The 13,395-nt window shown below is 67.8% G+C and carries 12 protein-coding genes; 11 read left to right on the top strand and 1 reads right to left on the bottom strand.

Features of this window, described 5'->3' with window-relative positions:
* The 6 genes from C3Y15_RS19770 to C3Y15_RS19745 all read left to right on the top strand — a co-directional run.
* Positions 1–187 (top strand): ATP-binding protein (locus C3Y15_RS19770; RefSeq protein ID WP_166677060.1); only part of this gene is annotated, 187 nt, incomplete at its 5' end.
* Positions 188–485: 298 nt separating this feature from the next.
* On the top strand, positions 486–938 hold the full coding sequence (locus C3Y15_RS19765; RefSeq protein WP_011880243.1) for a hypothetical protein: 453 nt from the start codon (positions 486–488) through the stop codon (positions 936–938).
* A gap of 1 nt (position 939) precedes the next feature.
* Positions 940–1,689 carry an acetoacetyl-CoA reductase gene (phbB, locus tag C3Y15_RS19760; RefSeq protein ID WP_012218127.1) on the top strand — a complete coding sequence of 250 codons (750 nt, stop codon included), beginning with the start codon at positions 940–942 and terminating at the stop codon, positions 1,687–1,689.
* Between the two features lie 133 nt (positions 1,690–1,822).
* Complete coding sequence (locus C3Y15_RS19755) at positions 1,823–2,419, top strand: hypothetical protein (protein WP_012218126.1); 597 nt, start codon at positions 1,823–1,825, stop codon at positions 2,417–2,419.
* Positions 2,420–2,475: 56 nt separating this feature from the next.
* On the top strand, positions 2,476–3,654 hold the full coding sequence (locus C3Y15_RS19750) for an acetate/propionate family kinase (RefSeq protein WP_011880246.1): 1,179 nt from the start codon (positions 2,476–2,478) through the stop codon (positions 3,652–3,654).
* 420 nt (positions 3,655–4,074) lie between these two features.
* A complete protein-coding gene (locus tag C3Y15_RS19745; RefSeq protein WP_124260157.1) occupies positions 4,075–4,938 on the top strand; it encodes an AraC family transcriptional regulator in 864 nt (287 codons plus the stop codon).
* A gap of 43 nt (positions 4,939–4,981) precedes the next feature.
* Here the strand turns inward: C3Y15_RS19745 and C3Y15_RS19740 are convergent, their stop codons facing one another.
* Positions 4,982–6,013, bottom strand: coding sequence for an AraC family transcriptional regulator (locus C3Y15_RS19740; protein WP_011880249.1), 1,032 nt, complete (start codon positions 6,011–6,013; stop codon positions 4,982–4,984).
* A 440-nt stretch (positions 6,014–6,453) separates the two neighbouring features.
* Between C3Y15_RS19740 and C3Y15_RS19735 the strand changes: the two genes are divergently transcribed.
* The 5 genes from C3Y15_RS19735 (at position 6,454) to C3Y15_RS19715 (ending at position 13,305) form a co-directional block, all read left to right on the top strand.
* Positions 6,454–6,807, top strand: coding sequence for a hypothetical protein (locus C3Y15_RS19735; protein ID WP_134206856.1), 354 nt, complete (start codon positions 6,454–6,456; stop codon positions 6,805–6,807).
* 3 nt (positions 6,808–6,810) lie between these two features.
* Positions 6,811–7,809, top strand: a complete 999-nt coding sequence (locus C3Y15_RS19730; RefSeq protein WP_011880250.1) for an HlyD family efflux transporter periplasmic adaptor subunit — start codon at positions 6,811–6,813, stop codon at positions 7,807–7,809.
* Positions 7,810–7,812: 3 nt separating this feature from the next.
* On the top strand, positions 7,813–10,641 hold the full coding sequence (gene rbbA / locus C3Y15_RS19725; RefSeq protein ID WP_011880251.1) for a ribosome-associated ATPase/putative transporter RbbA: 2,829 nt from the start codon (positions 7,813–7,815) through the stop codon (positions 10,639–10,641).
* Between the two features lie 2 nt (positions 10,642–10,643).
* Positions 10,644–11,771: an ABC transporter permease gene (locus tag C3Y15_RS19720; RefSeq protein ID WP_011880252.1), complete on the top strand. Its 1,128-nt coding sequence runs from the start codon at positions 10,644–10,646 to the stop codon at positions 11,769–11,771.
* Positions 11,772–11,895: 124 nt separating this feature from the next.
* Positions 11,896–13,305, top strand: a complete 1,410-nt coding sequence (locus C3Y15_RS19715) for a TolC family protein (RefSeq protein ID WP_243860254.1) — start codon at positions 11,896–11,898, stop codon at positions 13,303–13,305.
* Positions 13,306–13,395 lie beyond the last annotated feature (90 nt).

The raw sequence follows: 13,395 nt of genomic DNA, 5'->3' as shown, positions 1-13,395 counted from the left end.
GTGGGCGACCGTGTTCGGGGACGCAAAGATGACGACGGCGCTGCTGGACCGCGTCACCCATCACTGCCACATCGTCGAAACGGGCAATGAATCCTGGCGCTTCAAGTCCAGTTCTGCCAAGGCGAAGGCAACCAGAAAGAGAGCAGCAAAAGCCGCAGGCAGTGAGGAGTTATCCACACCGGAATAGATGTACTACGCTGTCTCGGGGTGGGTCAGATTTAGATGAAAACGGTGGGTCAAGATTCGGTGGAAATCAACAGCATAAATCCGTCTGGGGTGGGGGCTATGCCGTCCTGGACGTCTTTTGTGCAACAAAGCCTCGGGAATAGCGGTTTTGTTCAAGCAGTACCGGATTATCGGCCGCACAATTCCAGCGTTTGCCGTGGCAGACGCGCGCCGGATAAATGCGAATGCGTGGAATGCCGCGAAGTTCTGTGCATTTTTCAGTCCGCTCAGTTTTCGATATTTCGCCAATTCAAACGAACATGATTACCGAACCGATTTCCCTGCACCTTTACAAAACCAATCGAGAATTTCAATTGCGTATCGCGCGTCTCCTGCAGGAAAGCGGACGCCAGTGGTTCGAAGCGGTCGAGCGCGCGACCGCCGACAGCATTGCCGAATCCGCGGCGGAGATCGAGACGCTGCGCGGAAAGACGGACTGGCCGTCCGTCGCGGCGTTGCCGGCCGAATCGCTCGGGCGTCTGTTCCAGCGGCGCGCCGACGATGCCCAGGCGGTCGCGCGGGAAGCCGTCAAGAGTCAGGCGGCCTTCACCGCCGGCTTGCAGCAGGCGCTGGGGGATTGGCAAAAGGCGGTCGGCGAGGTCGCCGGAGGCGTCAACGCCGCGTCGTCCGCGCAGGATTTCATCAAGCAATGGAGCGGCGCGTGGCAGGGCGCCACGGCCGTCGCCAACGCGAAAGTGCGAAAGGAGGCATGAGATGACGACGACCCAGGATCGCACCGCCCTCGTGACCGGGGGCATGGGGGGGCTTGGCGAGGCCATTGCCCGCGCGCTGTACGACGCGGGATGCCGCGTGCTGGTCACGCATGCGCGCGACGCGGCCTCGGCGGCCGAATGGCTCGCCGGCGAGGCGGACAAAGGCTACCGGTTTCACTCGTACGACGCGAACGTCGCCGATTTCGAGTCCTGCAAGCGCATGGCCGATCGGATTCGGGCCGACGGGCTGCATGTCGACATCCTGGTCAACAATGCCGGCATCACCCGCGACGCCACGTTCCGCAAGCTGGAAAAAGACGGTTGGGACGCGGTGCTGCGAACCAATCTCGATTCGGTGTTCAACGTCACGAAACCGTTCATCGACGGCATGGTGGAGCGGGGCTGGGGCCGCGTCATCAACATTTCGTCGATCAACGGCAGCAAGGGGCAATTCGGCCAGACCAACTACTCCGCCGCCAAGGCCGGCATTCACGGCTTCACCAAGGCGCTGGCGCAGGAAGTCGCCAGGAAGGGCGTGACGGTCAATACCGTCTCGCCCGGCTATCTGGCGACAAAGATGGTGACGGCCGTGCCGGAGGATACGCTCAAGCAGATCGTCGCCGGCATTCCGGTCGGCCGCCTCGGGCAGCCCGACGAGATCGCGGCGCTGGTCGCCTTCATCGCCAGCGATGCCGCGGGCTTCATGACCGGCAGCAACGTCGCGATGAACGGCGGCCAGCACATGTACTAAGCGCGGCCCGTCCGCTTCGCGGCGCGGCATGGCGCGATTGCCGCCGCGTGCCGTTTCCCCTTTGCGCCTTTTTCAAAAGAAACTTTTGTACGCAGAATACCGTCCTATGATGGTATTTTCGCGGGAGGCCGCCATGAAAAGAAAGGGGAATGGCGCGGCGGCATCGGCCGTCGAAAGCGCGCAACCCGTTTCGGCACGCCGATCCCTTTTCGCTCCGCATTGTCGCGACAGGCAGAACGGCTTGCGCCGCAGCGGCATCGAGCAGAAGACATTCAACGGTCATGCCATGAACAAGCCCTTTTTCGCCACCCTGATTTCGGTGGTCATGCTGGGGGCGGGGCTGAGTCCCGCGTCCGCGTTCGCGCACGATCTCGACGAGCAGTTCACCTGCAAATCCAGCGCGCACGCGTTCATCTCCCGGCTCATCAGCGACCAGTCCATCGAGCCGTCGCCGATGCTCGTCGAGGCCAATTCGGTCAATGCGTTCAAGCCCCGGCACGACGCAGGGCTCACCGCATTCGGCCTGCGCGTTCGCGCGGTGTTCGGATACCAGCCGGGTGACCCGATGTTCAAGCCGGGGAACGGCAAGACGCCGTCGGGGCCGATCTACGGCGCCGTGGTGTTCGGCTCGACCGATTCCGTCGAAGCGCTCGTGCGGCAAGCGGGCAGCCACGCGGCGATACACCAGGTCATTCCGCTCATGCTCTCCGCGATCGTCTGCGAGAGCTGATCCCTCCGACAATCCCGACGCGCCGCTGGCATCCGGCGCTTGCTGCCTTCCACGCCATGAACGTCGTTCTCGTCATCAACGCAGGCTCGTCCAGCATCAAGTTTCACGCATTCGCGGTGGACGCGGCGCAACTCGAACCGATCGCGGGCGGCAAGCTCGAAGAGATTTACGAGCGTCCGCGCTTCACCGTCAAAGGCAGGGATGGCGACGTGATCGAGCACAGGGTCTGGCCGGCCGGCGAGTCCCTCGGGCACGATGCCGCGATCGCGTTCCTGCTCGACTGGCTGCGCGGCCACGCGGGCGATGCGACGCTGGTCGCGGTCGGGCATCGCGTCGTGCATGGCGGCGACGGTTATTCGGCCCCGGTGCGCGTGGACGATCGCGTGCTCGCGCAACTCGAGACGCTCATCCCGCTTGCGCCGCTGCATCAGCCGCACAACCTGACGGCGATCCGCTCCATACGGGCGCGTCACCCCGATGTGCCGCAGATCGCGTGCCTCGACACCGCGTTTCATCATACGCAGCCGGCCGTGGCGACACGCTTCGCGCTGCCGCCCGAGATCACGAGCCGGGGCGTGCGACGCTACGGTTTTCACGGCCTGTCGTACGAGTACATCGCCGGTGTGTTGCCCGAGTACGACGCGCGCGCGGCGAACGGCAAGACGGTCGTGCTGCACCTCGGCAACGGCGCGAGCATGACGGCTTTCGACAACTGCCGGAGCGTCGCGACCACGATGGGTTTCACCGCGGTCGACGGGCTCGTGATGGGCACGCGCTCGGGCAGCCTCGACCCGGGCGTCGTGCTGTGGATGCTGGAGGAGGGCGGCATGGACGCGCGCGCGATCGAGTCGCTGCTCTACAAGCGCTCGGGCTTGCTGGGCGTGTCCGGCCTCTCCAGCGACATGCGCACGCTGCTCGCCAGCGACGATCCGAGGGCCGCCGAAGCGGTCGACCTGTTCTGCTACCGGATCTCGCGCGAGCTCGGTTCGCTCGCGGCCGCGCTCGGCGGGCTCGACTCGATCGTGTTTACGGCGGGCATCGGCGAATACGCGGACGCTGTGCGCGAGCGCGTGTGCACGCTTGCGGCATGGCTCGGTGTGTCGCTCGACGCCGACGCGAACGCGCGCCACGGCCCGCGCATCAGCGACGCGAAAAGCGCGGTGGACGTATGGGTTATCCCGACCAACGAGGAACTGATGATCGCCCGGCACGCGCTGAGCCGGCTGGCGCGCTAGGGCCAGTGCGGCCGTTCCGGCCGGCCGCGCGGCGCAAGGCGTCGTCGGTCGGCATCGGCAGCGCACACTCGATTGCCTGCGGCCGCGCGCAGGCGTCTGGCGAATCCGGCGCGAATCGCGCGATCACCCGCCCGAACGATACAGCGGTGCTGGCATCGCCAGTGCCATCGCCATCGCGCGCCCGCACGTCGCCCGCACGCCCATGCCGAAGCGGATTCCGGCGCATCCGGCTCCCGCCGAACGAATCCCGGATGCTGTCCGAATAATCGAGGCTTTTGCTGTTCTTGCGCGAAGCCGCTTCGTTATACTCGAACGAAAAGCAGCGAGTGGCAAACGGCGGATGCGCGAAGGCTCCGTCCGGTCGCGAGCGATTCGAGAGACCGTGGGCGCATGGGCGCGTTCCTGTTTGAGAGGTGAGGTATGGGCGATCCTGTTGCGTCGTTGTCGATCTCCGAGGATTTTGCGACATACGTGTCTCCGCGCTTCGGATCGAGGGATTCGACGTCTCGCCCGTCCATGGTGATCGTGATCGGCGCGAGCGACGAAATCCGGCTCGTCACGGAGCGGGGCGCATACACGGGCCGGTGCCTGCTGGTTTCCCCAAATGTCAGCCGGTCGATCGAGGTCAACAATGCCACCGGCCTGTACAGCATCCAGCTGGACCCGGCGAGCCGGCTGAGTCAATACCTGCGGCGTCACGTGCCGGGCGAGAAACCGGTCGTCGATCTGTCGAAGAAGGCCGAGGGCTTCGTGCTGGAAACGTCTGGCGCCGCGCTCGGAAAGCCGCCGGGCGACCCGGACATCGCGGCGGCGTCGCAGCGCGTGCTCGATGCGTTGTTCGGGGACGCCGTCGCGTTCCCGGCCACCGAGAGCCGCGTGCAGACGGTCGCAGGCTGCCTGAAGGCCCGCGTCCCGGTGCGTACCGATCCCCGTTCGCTGGCGAGGCTGTGCGGCATTTCGGAAAGCAGGCTCGTGCATCTGTTCGCGTCGGTGACGGGCGTGTCCATCCGCGAGTACCTGCTTTGGGTCAAGGCGCGAAAGGCCGTGTCGATGTTCGCGTCCGGCAAGACGCTCACCGAAGTCGCCCATGCCACCAGCTTCTCCGACCAGGCGCACCTGAGCCGGACATTCAAGCGCTACTTCGGCCTCACGCCTTCTTTCCTCTCGAATCCGCGCCTGGTGCGCATTTCGAACAGCGCAACGGGGTGTCGCGCCGAACCGGATTGCGGGCGGCACTGCGGGCATTCGAGCTTCCGGATCGCCGATCCGGCGAAGCTCTGCTGAATGAAATCGCGCGTGCGCGACCGGCATCCGGCGCCGCGCGATCTCAATTCCGCACGCGCTTGCGGAATGCGCTCGGCGTGATGCCGTGCCGGCGCTTGAACGCCTGCGAGAAACTCGACAGGTCGCTGTAGCCGAGCCGCCCGGCGATTTCCGTGAGCGTCAGGTCGTCGGCGCCGAGCAGGCTCTCGGCGGCCGACCGGCGCGCCTCGGCCAGCAATTCCCGGAACGTGACGCCCTCGTCGCTCAGGCGGCGCTTCAGCGTCCGCTCGCTGACGTTCATCAGGCGGGCCATGCGCCCGAGATCCGGCAGTGCCGCCCCGGCGGCGCTCAAGTGATGGCGGACCGCCGCCGCGGTGCCGGTGCGCGCGCGTCTCGATTCCATGAGCTGCGCGCACATCTGTTCGCACATCGACGCCGTGACCGGATTCGCATGCGGCAATGCGCGGCTCAGGAGCGAGCGCTCGAACGACAGGCTGTTGAAGCGCGCGGAGAACTCGTGCTCCGTGCCGAGCGCGGTCGGCCACGCCCGGGACGGCCGGTACGCCGGCCGCGGCTCGTCGCCCCTGAACGCGAAACGGAGCGACGCGATGTCGCCGCCCAGGACGTCGCGCAGCAGGACGGCCGCGGCCGCCATGTCCCGCTCGACGAGAAATTGCCGGATGTCGTCCGCGAGGTGATCGAGTTCGCCGAATCGCAACACGCCGACGTGCTCGTGCTCGTGGTACGTGATCGAGGTGAACGCGTAGGAAAGCGGCAGGAAACGCAGCGCGAGCGTGAGCGCGTCTCCGACGGTCTCGCTGCTGATCAGGCCGTAGCCCAGCATCCCGTGCACCGAAAACGTATAACGGCATCCCACCTGGAGCCCGAGCCCGGGCGGGTGCTTCAGCAGCCGCAGCAAATTGCGCGCGATGCACAGCTCCTGCGCGGCGGCCAGTTCCAGGTTGGGGTCGTCGAGCTGGCCGGCGGCAAGGCGCGTGCCGGCCAGCAGGCGAGCGGCCGGCACGCCATGCTCCTGTCCGAAACCGATCAGAAGCCGCGCGCTCGCCGGGCCTCTCGTGAACTCCCCGAAACTCATGTCGACGGACCTCGTGGAAACATCGCTTTGGCCTGAATCATAAAATATTTGTCCTCTCGCAACATTGTAGTTTTTGTGCGTGGCGAGCAACATACGCATACGTTGCCAGTGTGCGCCGGATCGTTGTGCGTATTTAAACTGACGCGAAGCCAGCAAAAATGGCGATGCGACGAAAGCGGGTGCGTCAATCAGTCGTCGCATTTTCGTTGTCGATCCGGTAATGAGGCTCGCGCGTCGCGATAAATCCGCTAGGATTGTCGTCGCGCAGGGTTTATGCCGCCGCGCGATTCCCGTTTCGCCCTGTCCGCGAAAAGAGCCGTGGCGAACGCAAGCCGCCGCGGAACGCGCTGCGCCGCGCCTGCCGTGCGCGGCGTCTGCCCGGCCCGGCCCAATGTTTCGAGGGCCGCGGGCATGGGCGGCGGTCGTCGGTTCCACGAACCTTGTGCTTCAGCGAAATCGCGCGGGCGAATGACGCCGCGCGTCAGGCCGGCGGTGCGGTTCCGATCGGCGAATGCGGACGGCGAGTCAGGCGTGTGTTTTTTTCCGGCGCTGCGCTGGCGGCGCGCGTTTGTTTTTATGTCCGATTCGGACAGCGTCGTTTTGTCTCGCGGACGAACGTAAGGCGTGAGGCGAAATGCGTCGGGCGCTGGGCGATTGTCATGCGAATGAATCGGTTTATTTCCGGGAGATTGCGCACTGCCATGGTTGATATGTATTCGATGAATTCCGTCGGGCATTTCGGTTTCGCAGCAGTTGCATGCGGCGATCAGCCGGTTGTGCCCGCATTGATTTGACCCATGGTCGACAGAGTGCAGATGAACAAAAGACGCAGTTGGGCGATCGCGGCGGTCGTGGCGGTCGGATTGGCCGGCGCGGGCGCGTGGTGGGTGCATGACCGGCGCGGCGCATGGCCGGACGATATCGCGTTCGCGAACGGGCGGCTCGAAATGGCGCGCATCGATGTCGCGGTGAAGTACGGCGGGCGCGTGGTCGAGCTGCCCGTTCACGAGGGCGACGTGCTCGCGGCGGGCGCGGTGGTCGCGCGCGAGGACGACTCGGAATTGCTGGCGCAGCTCGACGCGGCCAGCGCATCGCGCACGCGCGCGGCCGGCGCGGCGACACGCGCGCGCGCCGAGGTCGATGCGAGCGCGGCAAACGAGCGGCTGGCGGGCCTCGAATGGACGGAGACGTCGAAGCTGTTCGGCGACGGGCAGGTGTCGGGCGTCGAGCGCCAGCGCCGCCGGTTCGCGCTCGACGGCGCCGAGGCCGGCCAGCAGGCCGCCCGCTCGGGGCTCGACGAGGCGCATGCGGCAATCGCCGAGGCCGACGCGCAGATCGCGCGGCTGAAGACCGTGCTCGCCGACACGACCATTCGCGCGCCGATCGCGGGCCGGGTCGAGTACCGGATCGTCGAAGTCGGCGCGGTGCTGCCCGCGGGCGGGCGCGTCGCGACGATGCTCAACCCTGACGACATCTATTTCACGATCTTCCTGCCGGCGCCGCAGGCGGGCAAGCTCGCGATCGGCGCCGACGCGCGCATCGTCCTCGACGCGTTCCCGAACGAACCGATTCCCGCGCGCATCGGCTTCGTGTCGAGCGACGCGCAGTTCACGCCCAAATACGTCGAAACCGCGGGCGAACGCGCGAAGCTGATGTATCGCGTGAAGCTGCAGTTGCCGGTCGACGTGGCGCGGCGTCTCGCGCCACGGCTGAAGGCCGGCCTGACCGGCAACGGCTTCGTGCGGCTCGATGGCGCGCATCCGTGGCCCGCGGCGCTCGCCGTGCGCGGGAGCTGATCGATGGCTGCCACGCTCGGCACGTCGGGGGCTGGCCATGCGGCGGGCGCGATCCATGTCGCGAACCTGTCGCATCGCTATGGCTCGGCGCTCGCGCTCGACGACGTATCGCTGTCGCTGCCGGCGCACACGACGATCGGCCTGATCGGCCCGGACGGCGTCGGCAAGTCGACGCTGCTCGGCGTCATCGCCGGCGTGAAGCGCATCCAGCAGGGCGACGTGTCGGTGCTCGGCGCGGACCTGCGCGTGCGCGACCGGCGCGAGGCGATCCTGCCGCGCGTCGCGTTCATGCCGCAAGGGCTCGGGCGCAATCTGTACCCGACGCTCTCGGTGTACGAGAACATCGATTTCTTCGCGCGCCTGTTCGGGCTCGATGCGCATGCGCGCGCGGCGCGCATCCAGCGCCTGCTCGATGCCACCGGCCTTGCGCCGTTTCCGGACCGGCCGGCAGGCAAGCTGTCGGGCGGGATGAAGCAGAAGCTCGGCCTGTGCTGCGCGCTCGTGCACAATCCCGACCTGCTGATCCTCGACGAACCGACCACCGGCGTCGATCCGCTGTCGCGCCGCCAGTTCTGGACGCTGGTCGACGATCTGCGCGCCGAGCATCGCGGCATGAGCGTGATCGTCGCAACCGCCTACATGGAAGAGGCGCAGCGCTTCGAGCATCTGGTCGCGATGGACGGCGGGCGCGTGCTCGTCAACGACAGCACGCAGGCGGTGCTCGAGCGCGCGGGCACGGACGACCTGGAGCGGGCGTACGTGTCGCTCCTGCCGGGGGCCGGCGGCGCCGGCGCGGCCGCCCTTGTGATTCCGCCGCGCCCGCAGGACGGCGCGCCCGCGATCGTCGCCGACGGGCTCACGCGGCGCTTCGGCAGCTTCGTCGCGGTCGATCACGTGAGCTTCCGGATCGAGCGCAACGAGATCTTCGGCTTTCTCGGCTCGAACGGTTGCGGCAAGACGACGACGATGAAGATGCTGACGGGCCTGCTCGACGCGACGAGCGGGACCGCGACGCTGCTCGGCAAGCCGATCGACGCGACCGACATGAACACGCGGATGAAGGTCGGCTACATGTCGCAGTCGTTCTCGCTGTACGAGGAGCTGACGGTGCGGCAGAACCTCGACCTGCACGCGAAGCTCTACCGGATGGAGGGCGAGCGCGCGAGTGAGGCCGTCGAGCGGTCGCTGGCGAGCTTCGAGCTGCAGCCGTGCGCCGACGAGCGGCCCGCCGCGCTGTCGCTCGGCATCCGCCAGCGGTTGCAGCTCGCGGCCGCATGCCTGCACAAGCCGGAAGTGCTGATCCTGGACGAACCGACTTCGGGCGTCGATCCCGGCGCGCGCGACATGTTCTGGCGGCACCTGATCCAGTTGTCGCGCGAGGAACGCGTGACCATTTTCATCTCGACGCACTTCATGAACGAGGCGGCGCGCTGCGACCGCATTTCGCTGATGCACCGCGGCCGCGTGCTCGCCGTGGGCAGCCCGGAGGAATTGCGCGAGCAGCGTCACGCGTCGACGCTCGAAGAGGCGTTCGTGGCCTGTCTCGAAGAAGCCGAGGCGGCCGGCGCGACGGCGCCGGCCTCGCGCCAGCCGGATGCGGCGCGACCTGACGCTCAGGCGGACGCGACGGCCGAAGCGACAGCCGAAGCAACCGGCAAAGCGACAGCCGAAGGGGCCCCCGAAGCAACGCCCACCACAGCCCCCACCGCCGGCTCGCTCGCGCGCATCTGGGCCTTCGCGCGCCGCGAGTCGCTGGAACTCGCGCGCGACAGGCTGCGGCTCGCGTTCGCGCTGCTCGGCCCGGTGGTGCTGCTGCTCGCCGCCGCATGGAGCGTGTCGTTCGACGTGGAGAACGTGCGGTTCGCGGTGCTCGATCGCGACCATAGCCTCGAAAGCCGTACCCTGGTCGAGCAGTTTTCCGGCTCGCGCTACTTCGTGCCGACCGGCCACGTGTACACCGACGGCGAAGCGCACCGTCTGCTGCAGGCCGACGACGCGCAGCTGGTCGTCGAGATTCCGCCGGACTTCGGCCGCGACCTGCTCGCCGGGCGCCGGCCCGAGCTGTCGTTCCATGTCGATGGCTCCAGCCCGTTCCCCGGCGCGACGATCGGCACCTACGTGAACGCGGTGCTGCTCGACTACGTCGGCAAGGAAATCCGTCATGCGAGCGTCGCGATGCCCGCACTGCCGGTGTCGGTCGAGTCGCGCTTCATCTACAACGAGGAATTCCGCAGCATCTATGCGATTACGCCCGGCGTCATCATGCTCGCGCTGATCCTGATCCCGACGATGCTGACCGCGCTCGGCGTCGTGCGCGAGAAGGAGATGGGCTCGATCACGAATCTCTATGCATCGCCGGCGGGCGTCGGCGAGTACCTGCTCGGCAAGCAGGCGCCTTACGTGGGGCTCGCGATGGTGAGCTACCTCGTGCTCGTCGCGCTGACCGTCACGGTGCTCGGCGTGCCGCTGAAGGGATCGTTCGTCGCGCTCTCGATCGGCGCGCTGCTGTTCGTGTTCGCGGCGACCGGCCTCGGCCTGCTCGTGTCGACGTTCGTGCGCTCCCAGGTCGCGGCGATTTTCGGCACCGCGATTCTGTGCCTGATTCCGTCGGTCAATTTCTCCGGGCTGCTCTATCCGGTGTCGACGCTCACCGGGAGCAGCTACTGGGCGGGCCTCGGCTTTCCGTCGTCGTGGTTCCAGCTCGTGAGCCTGGGCAGCTTCACGAAGGGCCTGGGCGCCGCGCACTTCGGCACGATGTACGCCGCGCTGTCGGGCTTCGCGCTGCTCTACCTGATCGGCGCGTATTGCCTGTTGCCGAAGCAGGAGGCCTAGCCGTGACGCAATGGTTCAAGAATGTCGCGCGGCTCAGCCGCAAGGAGATCTTCAGCCTGTTCAGCGATGCGACGCTGATGGCGCTGATCGTGTTCGCGTTCACGCTCGCCGTCTACTCGGTCGCGAAGGGGATCAAGGCCGAAGTGTCGAACGCGTCGGTGGCGATCATCGACGGCGACCACTCGGAGCTGTCGCGGCAGTTGCGCGCGGCGATCCAGCCGCCGTATTTCAAGCCGCCGGTCGACGTCGGCCGGCAGGACATCGACGCCGAGCTCGACCGGGGCCGCTACATTTTCGCGGTCGAGATCCCGCCGCGCTTCGAGGCGGACGTGCTGGCGGGCCGTTCGCCTTCGGTGCAGGTGCTGGTCGACGCGACCGCGATGACGCAGGCGGGCCTCGGCACCGCGTACCTGCAGCAGATCTTCACGACCGAGACGTTCGCGTTCCTGCGCGCGCGCAACCTCGATGCGCGGCTGCCGGTGAATGCCGTCGTGCGCGTGCAGTTCAATCCCAACACGGAATCGTACTGGTTCACGTCGACCATGCAGATCGTCATCGACATCACGGTGCTGTCGATCATCCTGGTCGGCGCCGCGGTGATCCGCGAGCGCGAGCACGGCACGATCGAGCACTTGCTCGTGATGCCGGTGCGCGCGAGCGAGATCGCCGTCGCGAAGATCATCGCGAACGGCTCGGTGATCTTCGTCGTGTCGCTGCTGTCGCTGTGCTTCGTCGTGAATCTGTGGCTGAAAGTGCCGCTGCAGGGATCGATCGCGCTGTTCGCGCTGGGCACCGCGCTCTACCTGTTCTCGGTGACGGCGCTCGGCATGTGGCTCGCGACGCTCGCGCCCGCGATGCCGCAGTTCGGGCTGCTCGCCGTCCCGACCTATGCGATCGCGTATCTGCTGTCCGGGGCCGCGACGCCGGTGCAGAGCATGCCGGTCGCGATGCAGCCGTTCGTGAAGCTGCTGCCGACGACACAGTTCGTCGCGCTCACCCAGTCCATCCTGTTCCGCGGCGCGGGCATCGACATCGTATGGCCGCGCCTGCTGGGCATCGCCGCGGCGGGCGGACTTTTCCTCGCGCTGGCGCTCGTGCGCTTCCGCTCGATGCTCGCGCAACAAGGTTGAATCGCCGATGACCGACTTCAGAATCATTCAGAACGCTTGCGCGAGACCCGCGACGGGTGCCGATGCGCGCCGTGTGCCGGATCGCGCGCCGGGGCGTGCGTCGCGCCGGCGAGAGGGCGCCGCCGTGGCCGCCGCGATCGCGGCGGCGATGCTCGCCGCCTGCACGTCGATCGTGAAGGTCGACGTGCCGCCTCAGCGCGACGTTCCCGCCGCGTTCGAGCAAGTGCCGGCGGCGGACGGCACGCAAGCCGACCTCGCGCACTGGTGGTCGCAATGGCAGGATCCCGCGCTTGCCCGACATGTCGAGGACGCGCTGCAGGCGAACACGGATGTGCGCGTCGCGCAGGCGCGCGTGCGCGAGGCGCGCGCGCTCGCGGCGGTCGCCGAATCGGCGCGCTATCCGTCGCTGTCCGCGCGGGCGGGCGGCGTCCACGGCTTCGGCAACCTGCGCGATCCGTCGCAGGTGCCCGACGGTTCGCCCGATCTCGACAGTTATGCGGGCGGCATCACGGCCGGGTGGGAAGTCGACATCTTCGGCCGCCGCGCGAGCGACGCGCAGGCCGCCGCGCTGCTGGCCGACGCCGCACAGGAAAAGCTGCGCGGCACGCGCGTCGCGATCGCGGGCGACGTCGCGCAGAACTACCTGGAAGCGCAAGGGCTGCAGCGCAGGCTCGATCTGCTCGATCGCAGCCTCGTCACGCTGCATGCGCTGCAACGCTATACCGACGCGCGGTTTCGTGCCGGGCAGGCCACGCGCTACGACGTGGCGCGCGTGAACGAGCAGATCGTCGCGCGCGAGGCCGAGCGTCCCGCGCTGGCGAGCCAGATCGACGTGCGCAGGCGGCGGCTCGCGATCCTCGCCGGCCAGCCTCCGCAACAGGCCGCGCCGCTGGCCGCGCCGGGGCCGTTTCGGGTGCCGGCCGTGCCGGCGGGCGAGCTGCCGTCGGCGGTGCTGGAGCGCCGGCCCGACGTGCGCGCGACGGCGGCGATGGTGCGCGCGCAGGCCGCACGGCTCGGCAGCGCGAAAGCCGACCTGCTGCCGCGCTTCTATCTGACGTTCGTCGGCCTCGACGGCCGCGTGCATCTCGACGGCCTGCCGGGGCTGAGCGGCACGGGCGGGTTGATCGGCATCGGCGCCGACCTGCCGATCTTCAACGCGGGGCGCATCCGCTCGAACATCGAGGCCAACGATGCGCGCCTGCAGGCCGCGCTCGCGCAGCACGACAAGACGCTGCTGCAGACGCTCGAGGAAGTCGACAGCGCGTATGGCGTGCGTCACGGCTTCGACCAGCGCAGCGAGCGGCTGGCGGCGACGCTCGAGATCGCGCGCCGCAACACGGACGAGGCCCGGCGCCTTTACGAAGGCGGCCGGCGGACGTTGCAGGACGTGCTCGATGCGCGCATCGACGCGCTGCGGCGCGAAGACGAACTGGTGCAGTCGCAGACCGGCGAGGCGCTCGCGACGGTGCGGCTGTATCTCGCGCTCGGCGGCGGCTGGTCGAGCGGCGACGAGGCATCGCCCGGCAAGACGTGAGCGGCCGGCGCGAAGCTGGCGTGGCGAGCGAAGCGGGGCCGGGAGGCCGCGCGCGGGAACGAACAACTGAACCGTCAGTCCAGTCCGGCC

The organism is Burkholderia sp. B10 (assembly GCF_004368385.1).
Taxonomy (GTDB): domain Bacteria; phylum Pseudomonadota; class Gammaproteobacteria; order Burkholderiales; family Burkholderiaceae; genus Burkholderia; species Burkholderia vietnamiensis.
This window is presented reverse-complemented; position numbering and strand designations above follow the sequence as displayed.

Coding starts and splice junctions, on each gene's coding strand:
- C3Y15_RS19730 (WP_011880250.1), top strand. CDS start 6,811: ATGGTCGACAGAGTGCAGATGAACAAAAGACGCAGTTGGGCGATCGCG.
- rbbA (WP_011880251.1), top strand. CDS start 7,813: ATGGCTGCCACGCTCGGCACGTCGGGGGCTGGCCATGCGGCGGGCGCG.
- phbB (WP_012218127.1), top strand. CDS start 940: ATGACGACGACCCAGGATCGCACCGCCCTCGTGACCGGGGGCATGGGG.
- C3Y15_RS19755 (WP_012218126.1), top strand. CDS start 1,823: ATGAAAAGAAAGGGGAATGGCGCGGCGGCATCGGCCGTCGAAAGCGCG.
- C3Y15_RS19765 (WP_011880243.1), top strand. CDS start 486: ATGATTACCGAACCGATTTCCCTGCACCTTTACAAAACCAATCGAGAA.
- C3Y15_RS19740 (WP_011880249.1), bottom strand. CDS start 6,013: ATGAGTTTCGGGGAGTTCACGAGAGGCCCGGCGAGCGCGCGGCTTCTG.
- C3Y15_RS19750 (WP_011880246.1), top strand. CDS start 2,476: ATGAACGTCGTTCTCGTCATCAACGCAGGCTCGTCCAGCATCAAGTTT.
- C3Y15_RS19745 (WP_124260157.1), top strand. CDS start 4,075: ATGGGCGATCCTGTTGCGTCGTTGTCGATCTCCGAGGATTTTGCGACA.